Origin of the sequence: Streptomyces sp. AV19 (genome assembly GCF_015999245.1) — a bacterium.
Lineage (GTDB): Bacteria > Actinomycetota > Actinomycetes > Streptomycetales > Streptomycetaceae > Streptomyces.
This window is the reverse complement of record NZ_JAEAMR010000007.1, coordinates 1,295,813-1,310,412: the sequence shown is the minus strand read 5'-3', so window position 1 is coordinate 1,310,412 and position 14,600 is coordinate 1,295,813. Positions and strand designations below refer to the sequence as shown.

The 14,600-nt window shown below is 73.6% G+C and carries 15 protein-coding genes; 6 read left to right on the top strand and 9 right to left on the bottom strand.

The genetic code is table 11. The features are described 5' to 3' along the window. The first annotated feature begins 186 nt into the window (after positions 1 to 186). Complete coding sequence (locus tag I5Q34_RS15625) at positions 187 to 465, top strand: hypothetical protein (protein ID WP_199892779.1); 279 nt, start codon at positions 187 to 189, stop codon at positions 463 to 465. Between the two features lie 49 nt (positions 466 to 514). Here the strand turns inward: I5Q34_RS15625 and I5Q34_RS15620 are convergent, their stop codons facing one another. Then, positions 515 to 1,264 carry a ferritin-like fold-containing protein gene (locus I5Q34_RS15620; protein WP_199892778.1) on the bottom strand — a complete coding sequence of 250 codons (750 nt, stop codon included), beginning with the start codon at positions 1,262 to 1,264 and terminating at the stop codon, positions 515 to 517. A gap of 539 nt (positions 1,265 to 1,803) precedes the next feature. On the opposite strand from I5Q34_RS15620, the gene I5Q34_RS15615 reads away from it, so the two are divergent. Then, positions 1,804 to 4,047 carry a DEAD/DEAH box helicase gene (locus I5Q34_RS15615; protein ID WP_234428775.1) on the top strand — a complete coding sequence of 748 codons (2,244 nt, stop codon included), beginning with the start codon at positions 1,804 to 1,806 and terminating at the stop codon, positions 4,045 to 4,047. Positions 4,048 to 4,403: 356 nt separating this feature from the next. Here the strand turns inward: I5Q34_RS15615 and I5Q34_RS15610 are convergent, their stop codons facing one another. Beyond that, positions 4,404 to 5,159 carry an SDR family oxidoreductase gene (locus I5Q34_RS15610; protein ID WP_234428774.1) on the bottom strand — a complete coding sequence of 252 codons (756 nt, stop codon included), beginning with the start codon at positions 5,157 to 5,159 and terminating at the stop codon, positions 4,404 to 4,406. 67 nt (positions 5,160 to 5,226) lie between these two features. On the opposite strand from I5Q34_RS15610, the gene I5Q34_RS15605 reads away from it, so the two are divergent. Next, a complete protein-coding gene (locus I5Q34_RS15605; RefSeq protein WP_199892777.1) occupies positions 5,227 to 6,120 on the top strand; it encodes an alpha/beta fold hydrolase in 894 nt (297 codons plus the stop codon). On the opposite strand, the gene I5Q34_RS15600 is transcribed toward I5Q34_RS15605, so the two are convergent. Continuing rightward, complete coding sequence (locus I5Q34_RS15600; protein WP_199892776.1) at positions 6,092 to 6,868, bottom strand: VOC family protein; 777 nt, start codon at positions 6,866 to 6,868, stop codon at positions 6,092 to 6,094. The two genes, I5Q34_RS15605 and I5Q34_RS15600, sit on opposite strands and share 29 nt — an antisense overlap. A 70-nt stretch (positions 6,869 to 6,938) precedes the next feature. Next, entirely contained in the window at positions 6,939 to 7,904 is a 966-nt protein-coding gene (locus tag I5Q34_RS15595; RefSeq protein WP_199892775.1) for an NYN domain-containing protein, read from the bottom strand. A 215-nt stretch (positions 7,905 to 8,119) separates the two neighbouring features. Here I5Q34_RS15595 and I5Q34_RS15590 point away from each other — a divergent pair, with 215 nt between their 5' ends. Further along, entirely contained in the window at positions 8,120 to 8,272 is a 153-nt protein-coding gene (locus I5Q34_RS15590; RefSeq protein WP_199892774.1) for a hypothetical protein, read from the top strand. A 93-nt stretch (positions 8,273 to 8,365) separates the two neighbouring features. Here the strand turns inward: I5Q34_RS15590 and I5Q34_RS15585 are convergent, their stop codons facing one another. The 4 genes from I5Q34_RS15585 to I5Q34_RS15570 all read right to left on the bottom strand — a co-directional run bounded on the left by I5Q34_RS15585 (position 8,366) and on the right by I5Q34_RS15570 (position 11,407). After that, complete coding sequence (locus I5Q34_RS15585) at positions 8,366 to 8,971, bottom strand: MarC family protein (RefSeq protein WP_199892773.1); 606 nt, start codon at positions 8,969 to 8,971, stop codon at positions 8,366 to 8,368. A 160-nt stretch (positions 8,972 to 9,131) separates the two neighbouring features. After that, positions 9,132 to 9,986, bottom strand: coding sequence for a PHP domain-containing protein (locus I5Q34_RS15580; RefSeq protein WP_199892772.1), 855 nt, complete (start codon positions 9,984 to 9,986; stop codon positions 9,132 to 9,134). A gap of 79 nt (positions 9,987 to 10,065) precedes the next feature. Continuing rightward, complete coding sequence (locus I5Q34_RS15575) at positions 10,066 to 10,707, bottom strand: DUF6758 family protein (protein WP_199892771.1); 642 nt, start codon at positions 10,705 to 10,707, stop codon at positions 10,066 to 10,068. A 94-nt stretch (positions 10,708 to 10,801) separates the two neighbouring features. Beyond that, positions 10,802 to 11,407 (bottom strand): suppressor of fused domain protein, encoded by a 606-nt coding sequence (locus I5Q34_RS15570; protein ID WP_199892770.1) that lies wholly within the window; start codon positions 11,405 to 11,407, stop codon positions 10,802 to 10,804. Positions 11,408 to 11,884: 477 nt separating this feature from the next. Between I5Q34_RS15570 and corA the strand changes: the two genes are divergently transcribed. Then, positions 11,885 to 12,991 (top strand): magnesium/cobalt transporter CorA, encoded by a 1,107-nt coding sequence (corA, locus tag I5Q34_RS15565; protein ID WP_199892769.1) that lies wholly within the window; start codon positions 11,885 to 11,887, stop codon positions 12,989 to 12,991. On the opposite strand, the gene I5Q34_RS15560 is transcribed toward corA, so the two are convergent. Next, a complete protein-coding gene (locus I5Q34_RS15560; RefSeq protein ID WP_277965667.1) occupies positions 12,969 to 13,946 on the bottom strand; it encodes a DMT family transporter in 978 nt (325 codons plus the stop codon). The genes corA and I5Q34_RS15560 overlap by 23 nt on opposite strands. A 90-nt stretch (positions 13,947 to 14,036) precedes the next feature. Between I5Q34_RS15560 and I5Q34_RS15555 the strand changes: the two genes are divergently transcribed. Next, on the top strand, positions 14,037 to 14,540 hold the full coding sequence (locus tag I5Q34_RS15555; RefSeq protein WP_199892768.1) for a hypothetical protein: 504 nt from the start codon (positions 14,037 to 14,039) through the stop codon (positions 14,538 to 14,540). Positions 14,541 to 14,600: the final 60 nt, after the last annotated feature.

Sequence of the window (14,600 nt, the reverse complement as noted above, 5' to 3'; positions counted from 1 at the left end):
ACCGGGGCCCTTCCGCATGCCGGTCCACCACCCGTCCGCGCGCCGTTCCGCGCCCGTTTCCGGACGGTGACAGCGGTGACCGGACCGTCGAGCGGAGCAGGGTTGCCCGGGGTGGTCAAGGGGTAAGACCGCTACGACCGTTTTGCACCTGCTGCCGGTCCGCGGGGTACGGGAGGGAAAACCGACATGATCCTCTGGGAAGCGCTGGGCTCGGTGCTGATCGGCCTCGCCGTCTCGTACGGAGCCCTGCGCTGGCTGCCCGCCCGCTTCGGACGGTTCGGCTCCCGGACGCTGGCCCTGGGCACCGGCCCGGTGGCCGCTCTCTTCGGCGCTCTCCTGGCGCACTCGGTCCTGGGCCCCGGCCACGTCGCCGGCACCCTGGTGGCGGCCCTGGTGGTGGCCGTCGCCCTGCTCTCCCTGCTGCTGCGCCCCGAAGGGCCGCCCCGCCGCTCAGCCACGGTCTGAGGCGGACCCGACGAGGCCCCGGTGATACGGCGTGTGCCGCCCGCGCGGGTCAGGCGGCCAGGCCCAGCGCCGCCATCCGCTTGGTGTGCGCCTCGGTGATGCGCGAGAACATCTTCCCGACCTCCGCGAGGTCGAAGCCGTCGGCCACCCCGCCCACGAGCATCGTCGACAGGGCGTCCCGGTCGGCGACGACCCGCTGCGCCTGCGAGAGCGCCTCGCCCATCAGCCGCCGCGCCCACAGCGCCAGCCGGCCGCCGACCCGCGGGTCCGCCTCGATGGCGGCCCGGACCTTCTCGACCGCGAAGGAGGCGTGGCCGGTGTCGTCGAGGACGGTGAGCACCAGGGCCCGGGTGTCGGAGTCCAGCCGGGCCGCGACCTCCCGGTAGAAGTCACTGGCGATCGAGTCGCCCACGTACGCCTTGACCAGGCCCTCCAGCCAGTCCGAGGGGGCGGTCTGGCGGTGGAACTCGTCGAGCGGCGCGGCGAAGGGCTCCATGGCCCCGGTCGGCTCGGCGTCGATCGCCGCCAGCCGGTCGCGCAGCCGCTGGAAGTGCTGGAACTCCGCGGCCGCCATCTTGGCCAGCTCCGCCTTGTCGCCCAGCGTGGGCGCCAGCTTGGCGTCCTCCGCGAGCCGCTCGAAGGCGGCCAGCTCGCCGTAGGCCAGGGCACCGAGCAGGTCCACGACCGCGGCGCGATAGCGGGGGTCGGCGGACGCCTGCGCCCAGTCCTGGGCGGCGATTCCGGTGGGTTCTTCGGCAGGACCTTCTGCGGCCGCTGCGGCCTTGTCGGACGTCTCCATGAACGGAACCATAGCCCGCCCTGGCGGGTGCGGAAGGGCCTGGTCAGCCACTCGTCGGACGCCCTCGGGACGAACGGCCCGGGCACATGTGCGCCTTTCCGGGGTAGAGTGCTATATGGCCAGCCGCGCATTCGGCCGGCCATATCCATGCCGGTTCCTCCGGGAGCGAGTCCCCGGAGCGCCAGCGGATGCCCGGTCGGTGGCCCGATCGGCTTCCACAAAACCGACCGCCCTCCCCGCGGTGCGTACGAGGCGTACGCAGACCAGGAGGGATCCGCTCGCGGCACGTGTGCTCGCGCGAAGGCAGTGGTCCCGCGCCAATCCGGCCCCCGGCCGGTGAGTACTTCCGGCGCGGTACGTACGGACTCCTCGTACGACCCCCTTCGCCGCTACGCGCCGCGTCTCACAGAAGAGGCAGCACCCTGAACACGCCGGACACTTCCGAGAACCGCATCACTTTCCGAGAACTCGGGATCCTCCCCGAGATCGCCGAGGCCCTCGAAGCCGTCGGCATCGTCCACCCCTTCCCGATCCAGGAGATGACGCTCCCGGTCGCCCTCTCCGGCTCCGACGTCATCGGCCAGGCCAAGACCGGCACGGGCAAGACCCTCGGCTTCGGCCTGCCGCTGCTGGAGCGCGTGATCGTCCCCGCCGACGTCGAGGCGGGCCGGGCGAAGCCCGAGCAGCTGACCGACGCCCCGCAGGCGCTGATCGTCGTCCCCACCCGCGAGCTGTGCCAGCAGGTCACCAACGATCTGCTCACCGCCGGCAAGGTGCGCAACGTGCGCGTCCAGGCGATCTACGGCGGCCGGGCCTACGAGCCGCAGGTCGAGGCGCTGAAGAACGGCTGCGACGTCGTCGTCGGCACCCCGGGCCGTCTGCTCGACCTGGCCGGCCAGAAGAAGCTGGACCTCTCGCACGTCAAGGCACTGGTGCTGGACGAGGCCGACGAGATGCTCGACCTGGGCTTCCTGCCCGACGTCGAGCGCATCATCACGATGCTGCCGGCCAAGCGGCAGACCATGCTCTTCTCGGCCACCATGCCCGGCGCGGTCATCTCCCTGGCCCGCCGCTACATGGACCGGCCCACGCACATCCGCGCCACCTCGCCGAACGACGAGGGCCAGACCCACGCCAACATCGCGCAGCACGTCTTCCGCGCCCACTCCATGGACAAGCCGGAGATGGTCGCCCGGATCCTGCAGGCCGAGGGCCGCGACCGCGCGATGATCTTCTGCCGGACCAAGCGGACGGCCGCCGACATCGCCGACCAGCTCCTCCGGCGCGGCTTCGCCTCCGGCGCGGTCCACGGCGACCTCGGCCAGGGCGCCCGCGAGCAGGCGCTGCGCGCCTTCCGCAACGGCAAGATCGACGTGCTGGTCTGCACCGACGTCGCCGCGCGCGGCATCGACGTCGACAACGTCACGCACGTGGTCAACTACCAGTCCCCCGAGGACGAGAAGACCTACCTGCACCGCATCGGCCGCACCGGCCGCGCGGGCAAGTCCGGCACGGCCGTCACGCTGGTCGACTGGGACGACGTCCCGCGCTGGAAGCTCATCAACAAGGCGCTGGAGCTCGGCTTCGACGAGCCGGAGGAGACGTACTCCACCTCGTCGCACCTGTTCGAGGCGCTGGGCATCCCCGCCGGGACGAAGGGCATCCTGCCCCGCTCCGAGCGGACGAAGGCCGGGCTCGCGGCGGAGGAGATCGAGGACCTCGGCGAGACGGGCGGCCGCGGGGCCGGCCGGGGCCGTGGCCCCAAGGCCGCTCCGGCACCTGTCGCCGACGAGCGCCCGGAGCGGACGCGGACGCCGCGGCAGCGCCGGCGGACGCGCGGGGGCGCGTCGCTGGACGCGGCCGCCACGCCCGCTCCGACGCCTGTCGCCGACGAGACTCCGGCCGCCTCCGCCACCGCCGTGGAGACGACCGCTCCCGAGACCCCGGCCCGGCCGCGACGCCGGCGGCGGACACGGAGCACGGCGGACGCGTCGTCCGTGACCCCGTCGGCGCCGGTCGCCACCGAGGCCCCCGCCCCGGCTCCGGCTGAGGCCGAGGCCCCGGTCGAGAAGGCCCCGAGCCGCCGGGCGCGCCCGGCGGCGACCGCGTCGGTGCCGGTCCAGGCCCCGCCGGCCCGCCGGGCACCGGTGCGCCGGGTCGCCGCGCCGGTGGAGCCTGCTGCCGAGGTGGGCTTCGAGACGGTGGAGGCCGCCATCCTGCGGCAGGCGGCGGCCGCCGCAGCCGCGGCGGCTGTCGAGCCGAAGCGACGGAGCACCGTCAAGAAGGCCACGGCAGAGGCCGTCGAGGCGCCCGAGGCAGTCGAGGCGGTCGAGACCGCGAAGGCCCCCGAGGCGACCGAGGAGAAGCCGAAGCGCCGCCGCGTCGTCCGGAAGGCGACCGTGGAGGCCCCCGAGGCCGAAGCGGCCGTCGAGGAGAAGCCGAAGCGGACCCGCACGGTCAAGAAGGCGACCGAGGCGGCCGAGGCCGTTGAGCCGGAGGAGAAGCCGAAGCGCACCCGCGCCACGAAGAAGGCCGCGGCGACCGTCGAGGGCGAGCCCGAGGCCAAGCCGAAGCGCACGCGGACCACCAAGAAGGCCGTCGCGGCGGCGGAGCCGACGGAGGAGGCCGAGGCGAAGCCGAAGCGGACCCGTACGGCGAAGAAGGCCGCGCCGACGGCCGCCCCCGAGGCCGCGGAGGCCCCGGAGACGACCGAGGAGAAGCCGAAGCGCCGCCGCGTGGTCCGGAAGACCGCGACGCCGGCGGCGGCGGAGGCCACGGCGTAGGGCTTCTGCCCCACCCCGCCCTTTCACCGTTGACCCGGGGCTCCGCCCCGGACCCCGCAACGCGGCTTGCGCCGCGTACGTCCTCAAACGCCGGACGGGCTGGTTCAGCCCGTCCGGCGTTTGAGGACAACCGCGCGCAGCGCGGTTCCAGGGGGTCCAGGGGGCGAAGCCCCCGGTCAACGCGGCGAAGCCGCGATGGGGGTACCCCCTCTGGGGGAGGGCCCGAGGCTTGCCCCGTCGCCGTGAAACCGCGCTCCGCGCGGTGCCGGGCCGCGGGGCGCAGCCCCGGGAGAAACGGTGAAAGGGCGGGGCCGGGGCGGAAAACCCCAGCCCAAGCCCGCACCCCCCGGCACCCGCTACGCCGCGAACCCCCCGTCCACCGCCACAGACGCCCCCGTCACGTACCCCGCCCCCGGCCCCGCCAAGTGGGCCACCGCATCGGCGACCTCCTCCGGCCGGCCGTAGCGGCCGACGGCCGTCAGCGCGGCCTGGACCGGCGCGGACTCGCCGTCCGCCGGGTTCATGTCCGTGTCGATCGGCCCGGGATGGACGATGTTGACCGTGACGCCGGCCGGTCCCAGCTCGCGCGCCAGCGCCTTCGTCAGACCGGCGAGGGCCGCCTTGCTGGTGGCGTAGAGCGTGCCCCCGGGGAAGGCCGCCCGCTCGGCCATGCAACTGCCGATCGTGACGACCCGGCCGCCCGCCCCGAGATGGGGCACGGCGGCCTGCGTCACCAGATAGACGCCACGGATGTTGACCGTGAGGACGTGATCGACGTCGGCGAGGGACATCTCCGTGATCGGGCCCATCGCCCCCGCCCCCGCGTTGTTGACGAGGACGTCCAGCCGTCCGAACTCCGAGACGGCCGTCTCGACGGCCGACCGCGCCGCCTCCGCCGAGGCCGCGTCGGCCCGTACCGCCAGGGCCCGCCGCCCCAGCGCCTTCACCTCGGCGACGACGTCCGCCGCGGCCGCCTCGTCCGACCGGTACGTGAAGGCGACGTCCGCGCCGTCCGCCGCGAGCCGGAGGACGACGGCCCGGCCGATGCCCCGGCTGCCGCCGGTGACGAGGGCGGCCTTGCCGCTCATGCGTGCTGTGCTGCTGTTGTTCATGCTTCGATCCTGGTCGGCGGCGCCGCCCGGCGCTGGCGGCGATCGGACGCCGCGTTAGCCTCGGGACATGAGCAGGCCGCCCTTCCTCACCTTGCCCGGGTGCGCGCACGCGTACCGTCTCGCCACCGCCCGCGGCGAGTTCGCCGTCCACGACGCACGGCCGGAGGGCCGCCCGCGCGGCACCGTGCTGCTGGTCCCGGGATTCACCGGCAGCAAGGAGGACTTCATCGCGCTGCTGGAGCCCCTGGCCCGGGCCGGCGTGCGGGCCGTGGCCGTGGACGGCCGGGGCCAGTACGAGAGCCCCGGACCGGACGACGAACACGCCTACGCGCTCGACGAGTTGGCGCGGGACGTGCACGCGCAGGCGGCCGCCCTCGGCGACGGCCCGGTGCACCTGCTCGGCCACTCCTTCGGCGGCCTGGTCGCCCGCGCGGCCGTGCTCGCCGACGCGCGCCCGTTCCGCTCGCTCACCCTGATGAGCAGCGGCCCCGCGGGGGTGAGCGCCGAACAGCGCGACCGCACAAGGCTGTTGATCCACGCGCTCACGGAGCTGAAGCTCGACATGGAGAGCGTGTGGCGGGAGAAGGTGCGCCTGGACGGCCCGGGGGCGGCGCACGACGAATTCCACCACCGCCGCTGGACGGGCACGAGCCCGGCCCAACTGGCGGGCGCGGGCCGCCAGTTGATCGAAACCCCGGACCGGACGGCGGAGCTCGCCCGCACCGCGCTCCCGAAGCACGTCCTGTCCGGCGAGGAGGACTTCGCCTGGCCGGTACCGGCGATGGACGCGATGGCCGCCGCGCTGGGCGCCCGCCGCACGGTGATCGCCGGCGCGGGCCACTCCCCCGCCGCCGAGCGCCCCGGACCGACAGCCGACGCACTGCTCGCCTTCTGGGAGACACTCCGGGAAACGACGGACGAAGCGGACCCGGTCAGTCCGGCAGGCCCGACGTCACGGTGAAGATGGCACCCTCCGGGTCGCACAGCGTGGCCTCGTGGCCGACCACGGACAGGCCCGGCTCGGCGGCCACCGAGCCACCGGCCAGGAGGGCCGCCTCGACCGCCTTCTCGACGTTGCCGACGCGGAAGTAGACGTGCCAGCGCGGCCGGATCTTCGGATCGGGGGCCGCCTCGACACCACCGCCGCGCAGGCAGGCGACCGTGTGCCCGGCGACGCTCACCAGCACCACGTCGTCCTCGTAGCGCACGTCGGTCTCCTGGCTCTGGTCCCACAGGAAGACGCCGCTGTAGAAGAGCGCCGCGTCGAAGCAGTCGCGGGTGCGCAGTTCCAGCCAGGCGGGGGCGGCGCCGTGGCCGATCCGCCAGTCACGCAGGACGCGGCCCTCCCAGAAGCCGAAGACGGCCCCGGCCGGGTCGGCCGCGAGGGCGGCGCGGCCGCGGCCGAAGGCGAGCGGGCCCACCGCGACGGTGCCGCCGCGCTCGCGCACCCGCGAGGCGACGGCGTCGGCGTCGTCCACGCCGAAGTAGCAGGTCCAGGAGACGGGCACGCCCATGGTGCGGGCGACGTTGGCGAGGCCGGCGACGGCGCGGCTCCCGGAGAGCGCCACGCAGAAGTCCTCGCCCAGCGAGCCGGGCCGGAAGGCCCAGCCGAGCACCGCGCCGTAGAACTTCTGGGCCGCGGTGAGGTCAGCGGTCTGCAGGCTCACCCAGCAGGGCGTCCCCGGCCGCGCGTGCTCGGTAGCGGCCATGGCCGATCGCCTCTCTCCTGTGACGCGTGCGGTGCTCCAGCCCACCCGTAGCCAGGGAACCGCATCCGGCTCAGAACTGCATCCGCAGGTGGTCCCAGAAGCCGTCCCGCACGGCGCGGCGCAGATCGGCGTGGCCGCGCAGGGACAGGCCGAGCAGCCCCTCCGCCTCGACGAGCAGCTCCTGGTCCACCGCGCCGGGCAGATAGGGGTGGCCTGGCAGCAGGTCGGCCAGCGTGTCCCGGCCGCGGGCGCCCAGCCACTGGGCGGCGACGCGGGCGCCGACGAAGCGGACGTCCTCGCGGGCGGGGACGGGCCCGCGGTGCGGGGCGGCCTCGGCGAGCGGTTCGTAGGCCGCGCGCCGGCTGACGTAGGGCTTGCAGAAGTCGAGGTCGAAGGTGCGCTGGCTGTCCACCTCCCACAGCAGCGGCTCGGCCTGGTTGCGTCCGCCGACGGCCTCGATGCCCCAGAGGTGGATGCGGGCGCCGTAGCCCTGGGCCGCCTCGACGGCGGAGACCAGGTCCTCGTCGCCGCCGATGAGGACGGCGTCGCTGATGGCGCGGTGCCGGGCGAGGGACTCCAGGTCGGTGCGGATGAGGGAGTCGACGCCCTTCTGCTGGTTGTTGGCGTTGAGGTTGCCGAGCCTGACCTTGACGTCGGGCAGTTCGGCGATGCCCTGCTGCTCGGCGGTGTGGATGCGGCGGCGCGCGCCGTCGTACCAGTAGACGCGGAGCAGCCGGCTGTCGGGGAAGATCGTGCGGGCCTTGTCGATGAACGCCTCGATCAGCCCCTCGGCGTCGAGTTCGAAGGCGCGCCGGTCCTCGGTGCCGGTGACCAGGCGGCCGGCGGCGGCGTAGACGTAGCCCGCGTCGACGAAGACGGCGTGGGTGGAGGGTCTGGTGGCGACCTCGGCGAGGACGCGGGTCAGCAGTGCGTTGGTGCGTTCGATGCCCGCGACGACCGCGGCGAGGGCGGGGGTCTCGGGCCGGGCTTCGTGCAGGCCGGGCAGGTGGTGCTGGTCGTTCAACGATTCAGTCATGGGGGGCTCGCTCATCCGGTGGTCACGCGCTGTGGGGGAGGGACTTCCGGGTCATTCGCCGGTTACTTATTAGTCAGGTTAAAAATTTCCTTAGCGTAGGGAATGTTTGCAGTCGGCACTACGTTGGACATCTGTGGAACGCGCCGCAGTGCCGCGGCGCGCTTCCTCTGCTCTATGAAGTTCTCCTCAGGAGGATCGGACGAAGGGAGAAGCCCGTGCGCTTCGAGATCATGCGTCTGGACGACGTCGACGGCACCGCCGTGGACAGCACCGTCGTGGACGCCGCCTCCGTCAACCGGATCGTGCAGCAGGCCGCGTCGATCGGCCAGCGCCTCTACATCCGTCCTGCCGACGCCGCGACCCGGTGACGCGCTAAAGGGTACGCATGCGGCGGCCCGGCAGGACACGGAACGCCCCCGTACGGAACGGCCGTACGGGGGCGCTTCGCGTTTCGCAATGCCCTACTTGTGCGTGATCACCTGGGTGATGCCGTTGATGATCTGCTGCACGGCGAGCGCGGAGAGCATCATGCCGGCGAGCCGGGTGACCAGCACCACACCGCCGTCCTTGATGACCTTGATGATCAGCAGCGAATAGCGCATCACCAGCCACAGCACGAGGTGCATGGCGGCGATCGCGCACCACACCGACACCTGCGCGGTCACCGAGTCCGCGTGCTGCACCGCGAGGATCACCGAGACGATCGCACCGGGGCCGGCCAGCAGCGGCATGCCGAGCGGGACGAGCGCGACGTTGACGTCCTTGGTCTGCTTCGGCTCCTCGGACTTGCCGGTGAGCAGGTCGAGCGCGATCAGCAGCAGGAGCAGCCCGCCCGCGATCATCAGCGCCGGGGTGGTGATGTGCAGGTAGTCCAGGATCTGCCGGCCGCAGATGCCGAAGACGGCGATGACGCCGAAGGCCACGGTGGCCGCCTGCCAGGCCATGCGGCGCTGGACCTTGGCGGGGCGGCCCGAGGTCAGGGCGAGGAAGATCGGGGTGATGCCGGGCGGATCCATGATCACGAAAAGGGTGAGGAAGAGGGATCCGAAGACAGCGAAGTCGAACACGGTAGGGCCTTGCGTGTGGTGCCGAGCAGGGAAGGTCGAGCAGGTCGAGCAGGGAGGTGAAGAAGAGGTGCGGTGCCGTACGGCGCGCGGGGACGCGCGGAGGCCCGGACACCGTCAGGGGTGCCCGGCCCGCGTGGATCGCCTCGCGAAGGGGTGCGGGTCAGCCGCCCGCGCCCGGAACGGGGAACGCACCCGTCGCGCGGCGCGTGATCTCCCCGTAGATCTCCGGGTCGGTGGTGAACTCGCCGAGTTCACAGGTCTTGTTGCGGCCGTGGTAGTCGCTGGAGCCGGTGGTCAGCAGACCGAGGTCGGCGGCGAGTCCCCGCAGCCGGGCGCGGGCGGGTGCGTCATGGTCCATGTGGTCGACCTCGACGCCGTCCAGACCGGCCGAGGCCAGCTCGGCTATCGCACCCTCCGGCAGGACCACACCACGCTTGACGGCCATGGGGTGCGCGAGCACGCTGACCCCGCCGGCGGCCTTGACCAGCCGGACGGCCTCGAACGGGTCGAACTCGTGCTTCTCCACGTACGCGCGGCCGCCGCTGCCCAGCCACTCGGGCGTGAAGGCGTCCGAGACCGAGCCGATCACACCGAGCTCGACCATGGCGGCGGCCACGTGCGGCCGGCCGACGGCGCCGCCGCGGGCCAGCTCGGCCACCCGCTCCCAGGTGACCGGCACGCCGAGCTCGCGCAGCCGCGCGACCATGGCGCGGGCCCGGGGCTCGCGGCCGTCGCGGACGAGCTCGCGCTCGCGGGCGAACTCCGGCTCCGCCGGGTCGAAGAGGTAGGCCAGCAGGTGCACGCCCACGCCGCCCAGGCGGCAGGAGAGTTCGGCGCCCGTGACGAGGGTGAGGCCCGGCGGCAGCGCCGCGATCGCCTCGGTGTACTCGCCGGTGCCGTCGTGGTCGGTCAGCGCGACGACGTCCAGGCCCGCGGCGGCCGCGCCCAGGACCAGCTCGGCGGGGGTGTCCGTACCGTCGGAGGCCGTGGAGTGGGTGTGCAGGTCGATGCGCACGACACGGGCCTCCCAGCGCTGACGATGAGATCGGACGGAACCGGTTCAGGATAACGGTCGCCCGTGCGGGCCCCCGGAGTCAGGGCGAGACGATCCTCGGGGAGAGCGCCCCGCAGGGCACCAGGTCCACCTCGGCGCCCGCGTCCCGCAGATCGGTGATGACCAGCTCGTCGTACATCAGCAGGCTCGACGGCTCGGGCCAGACGACGGCCCACAGCCACAGGCCCCGCGCCTCGCCCGCGAAGACCGCCCGGTCGCCCGGCACCCCCTCCACGTGCCACAGGGGCGTGGGCCGCCCGGCCGCGACGACCTTGGCGTTCGGGGCGCGGTCGACGCTCATCAGGCGGCCGGGGTCGGGGCCGTCGATGCCCGCGTACCGCGCGCCCAGCCCCACCCCCAGCTCCTCGGCGATCAGCAGCAGCTCGCCCGGGCCTCCCAGCGGGCCGGGCCCCGAGCAGGCGACGGCGGTGGCGCGGCCCCCGTTGCGGTCGTCCCCGGCGCAGACGACCCCGGTGAACAGCCACCCGACCGGCAGCGGCCAGGGCATCCAGACGGGGACCCGGGACCGGTTGACGACGACGGCGAGCGCCTCGACGCTCGGCGGGACCACGGGCTGCAGAGGGTGCACCGTTCCGTGCGCGGCGCACTGCCAGGAGTCGGCGAAGAGACCGGGCGCTCGCACCCGGCCACCGCACTTCGGGCAACTGGGTTCGCCCCTCATAACTTCCAACGGTCCTCCGCGGCCGCCGCCGCGTCAAGGACGATCACCCGTCCGGAGGGCCACGTCCCGGGGCCTTCCGGCACGTGCGTCCCCCTCACCCCAGCGGCACGCCCCCGCGCAGTGGATCACGCAGGTCGGTGCCGTGCCGCAGCCAGCGCTCCTCCAGCGCCGCCGCGCCCTGGACCCGTTTCCACGCCGCCTCGTTGGGGGTCATCGGCAGCAGCGGGAGGAAGCGCACCGGGTCCATCGGGGCGTCGAGCTCCAGGTCCTCGACCAGCCCGCCGGGCTCGGCGACGAGGACGGAGGTGAACGGGGCGCCGGGCCATAGCGGCTCACCGGTGTCGAGCGAGGCGCCGGGCGCCACGACGAGGCCCTCCACCTGGGGCGAGGCGGCCAGTACGGCGAGCGGGCGCAGCGCCTGGTCGGTGTCGGCGCGGCCGGGGCGGACGGTGAGGACGAGTTCGGCGCGGGGGCCGCGGAGCGGGTCCGCCAACGGCGAGGTCGGGTCGGCCATCGGCTGGGCGGACATGCCGAGGGTGACGTAACGCACCACGTCCTCCCCGGCGTTGCCGTCTCCCGGCCCGATGAAGCGCAGGACCTCGATCCGGTCGGTGCCGAGGAAGGTCACCGCGGCCCGCGCGTCCGGCTTCCCGAAGGTGGTGTGCAGCCTGGCCTCGACCAGTGCGAGAACGTCCGACATGCGCCCGAGCATAGAACGTGTATCGAACAGGCAAAGGCGGGGCTTGACGTCCCGGGCGGCTGCTAGCCTTGGCCTCTGGTCAGGGAGTTACGTCCGTCCCTCAGCGGGGACCGGCCGGAGGAGGTGGGGCTGCGGTGGATCCTAGTCGACCGTGCAGTACCGACAGTTCCCCCGTTCCTCCGCTCCGGACGCGCGCTTCGTGAACTAGAAGCGGTTCTTCCGCCCCGCCGGTCTCCTCGCCGGCCTCCCGGAAGTCCTTCCGCGCCCATGGCACTTGACGGGGGAGCGCTGCCCTCACACGCCCTCCTGCAAGCCCTCTGCGAGTTCTCCGCGAACTGCCGCCGGCCGTACGCACCGCATGGAGCGCGGTCCGCCGCGTGGACGTCCGCCTGTCCCACCGACAGGCCCTTACGTCCCCGTCGCGGACCGCGGTGCCGCGCGTCCCGGCCGGCGGCGGCCCGGTGAATGGAGCCAGCCATGTCGATGATCCGTGACCTGCGCGCCGCCGTCCGTCCCACCATGCGCAAGGACGGGACCCCGTACGAGTACGACACCACCCGCTCCCCGTCCTCCAGCAGTGCCGTGGTGGACTGCGCCGTCTACCGCGAGGGGCAGCGGGTGAGCCTGCCGTGCGGGCCGGCGGAGGCCATGCGGCGGGTGCGCGCCGAGGGCGGGTTCGCCTGGATCGGGCTGCACGAGCCCACGGAGCAGGAGTTCGCGGGCATCGCCCGGGAGTTCGGGCTGCACCCGCTGGCGGTGGAGGACGCGGTCCACGCCCATCAGCGGCCCAAGCTGGAACGTTACGACGACACGCTGTTCACGGTCTTCAAGACCATCCACTACGTCGAGCACGCCGAACTCACCGCCACCAGCGAGGTGGTGGAGACCGGCGAGGTGATGTGCTTCACCGGCGAGGACTTCATCATCACCGTCCGGCACGGCGGCCAGGGCTCGCTGCGCGCCCTGCGGCACCGGCTCCAGGAGGACCCGCAGCTGCTGGCCAAGGGCCCGTCGGCGGTGCTGCACGCCATCGCCGACCAGGTCGTGGACGGCTACATAGCGGTCGCCGACGCCGTGCAGGACGACATCGACGAGGTGGAGATCGACGTCTTCTCCGCCCCGAGCAAGGGCTCCCGGCGGGGCGGCGACGCGGGCCGGATCTACCAGCTCAAGCGGGAAGTGCTGGAGTTCAAGCGGGCGGTGACGCCGCTGATGCGGCCGATGCAGCTGCTCAGCGAGCGGCCGATGCGGCTGGTGGACCCCGACATCCAGAAGTACTTCCGGGACGTCGCCGACCACCTCGCGCGGGTGCACGAGCAGGTGGTCGCCTTCGACGACCTGCTCAACTCGATCCTCCAGGCCAACCTCGCCCAGGCGTCCGTGGCGCAGAACGAGGACATGCGCAAGATCACCTCCTGGGCGGCGATCTTCGCCGTGCCGACGATGATCGCGGGCATCTACGGCATGAACTTCAAGTACATGCCGGAGCTGGGGTGGAAGTACGGCTACCCCACGGTCATGGTGATCACGGTCACGATCTGTGTGACCATCCACCGCGGCTTCAAGCGGAACGGCTGGCTGTAGCCGGCTCCTCCGCGACCGGCACCCCGGCGGCCGGCTCCGCCGCGCGCCCGCGGCCGGCCCTGCGGTCGGCCAGGATCACCAGGGCCAGGCCGCCCAGGATCACCGCCAGCGCCGGATACGACGCCACCGGCGGCGTCTGCCCCAGCCAGAACGCGGCTATCAGCGCGGCGCCCGGGGTCTCCAGCAGGATCGCCGTCGAGGTCACGGACGGGCCGAGGCCCTTGACCACCCGGTTGATCAGGGAGTGGCCGAGCAGTTGCGCGGCGGCCGTCAGCAGCACGAGCTTGCCCCAGGTGCCCCCGTCGTACCCGGCGAGGGAGGCGCCGGACACCAGGCACGCGACGAGCAGCAGCACCGTGGTGGTCGTGTAGCAGACGAACGTGTACGGCACGGTGCCCACCGTCCGGCGCACCTCCGCGCCCAGCAGGACGTACCCGGCGGCCGCCATGCCGCCCACCAGCGCGAGGGCGTCCCCCGCCAGGGCGCGCGGCGAGCCGGAGAGGTCGACGCCGGTGAGGATCACGACGCCGAGGAAGGCGAGGGCGGTGCCCGCCCAGACCAGCCCGGGCCGGCGCCGGCCGCCGAGCCGCATCAGGACGACCGTCCATATCGGGGTGGTGGTGACCAGCGCGGTCGAGGACGCCACCGAGGTCATGGACAGGCTGGGCAGCCACACCCCGAAGTGCAGGGCGAGCAGCGCCCCGCCGGCCATCGTGAGCAGCACGGCCCGGCGGCCCATGGCCTTCAGCTCCGCGCGGTGGCGCAGCAGGACGAGCGGGGTGAGCGCGCCCACCGCCATGGCGTTCCGCCAGAAGGCGATGGCGAGCGCGGGGGCGGCGGTGATGGAGGCGATCAGCGGTGCGGACAGGGCCATCCCTGAGACGGCGACCAGCAGGAGGGCGAGGTCGAGACGGACGCCGGCGGGGACGGCCCGGTGGGTACGGAGAGCGCTCACCGCTCCAGCCTAGGCCCGGGCCTTGCTCTGCGTAACCGGGATCATGGGCGCATGGGCGGACGGACCGGCGCGTGCCCATAGAGTGGGCGCATGACGCAGACGCTGGCGCTGATCGAAGAGGCCGCGAAGAAGTCGGGTCTCCTCTGGGTGCAGGGTCCGACGGGGCCGAGCCGTGCCCTGTGGCACGTCTGGCACGACGGGGCGGCCCACGTCGTCGGCGGCCCCGGCGAACAGCCCCTCGACGACCTCGGCCTGACGGACGGCGCGACCGCGGCCGTCACGGTCCGCAGCAAGGACAAGGGCGGCCGGCTGGTCACCTGGACCGCGCGGGTGGGCGAACTGGCCCCCGGCGGCGAGGCGTGGACGGCGGCGGTGGCCGAGCTCAAGGGCAAGCGGCTGAACGCGGTGGGGTTCGACTCGCTGGAGGAGCGGTGGGCTCGTGAGTGCCGCGTCCTCCGCCTCGCCCCGACGGGGGCGTCGGAGCCGCTGCCCTCGTCGGCGCTGGCGGCGGCCCCGCTGCCGACACCGGCGACGACGCGCCACCCGATGCCGGCGGCCCTCCCCCGCCTGCTCCGCCGCGGCCGGAGGAAGTAGCCCCCGGCCCGCCCTTTCACCGTTTCTTCCGGGGCTGCGCCCCGGGGCCCGGCACCGCGC

What these genes read in the sequence shown, in the direction of transcription:
- I5Q34_RS15625 (WP_199892779.1), top strand. Translation starts at nt 187, where the DNA reads ATGATCCTCTGGGAAGCGCTGGGCTCGGTGCTGATCGGCCTCGCCGTC.
- I5Q34_RS15620 (WP_199892778.1), bottom strand. Translation starts at nt 1,264, where the DNA reads ATGGAGACGTCCGACAAGGCCGCAGCGGCCGCAGAAGGTCCTGCCGAA.
- I5Q34_RS15615 (WP_234428775.1), top strand. Translation starts at nt 1,804, where the DNA reads ATGACGCTCCCGGTCGCCCTCTCCGGCTCCGACGTCATCGGCCAGGCC.
- I5Q34_RS15610 (WP_234428774.1), bottom strand. Translation starts at nt 5,159, where the DNA reads ATGAACAACAGCAGCACAGCACGCATGAGCGGCAAGGCCGCCCTCGTC.
- I5Q34_RS15605 (WP_199892777.1), top strand. Translation starts at nt 5,227, where the DNA reads ATGAGCAGGCCGCCCTTCCTCACCTTGCCCGGGTGCGCGCACGCGTAC.
- I5Q34_RS15600 (WP_199892776.1), bottom strand. Translation starts at nt 6,868, where the DNA reads ATGGCCGCTACCGAGCACGCGCGGCCGGGGACGCCCTGCTGGGTGAGC.
- I5Q34_RS15595 (WP_199892775.1), bottom strand. Translation starts at nt 7,904, where the DNA reads ATGACTGAATCGTTGAACGACCAGCACCACCTGCCCGGCCTGCACGAA.
- I5Q34_RS15575 (WP_199892771.1), bottom strand. Translation starts at nt 10,707, where the DNA reads ATGAGGGGCGAACCCAGTTGCCCGAAGTGCGGTGGCCGGGTGCGAGCG.
- I5Q34_RS15570 (WP_199892770.1), bottom strand. Translation starts at nt 11,407, where the DNA reads ATGTCGGACGTTCTCGCACTGGTCGAGGCCAGGCTGCACACCACCTTC.
- corA (WP_199892769.1), top strand. Translation starts at nt 11,885, where the DNA reads ATGTCGATGATCCGTGACCTGCGCGCCGCCGTCCGTCCCACCATGCGC.
- I5Q34_RS15555 (WP_199892768.1), top strand. Translation starts at nt 14,037, where the DNA reads ATGACGCAGACGCTGGCGCTGATCGAAGAGGCCGCGAAGAAGTCGGGT.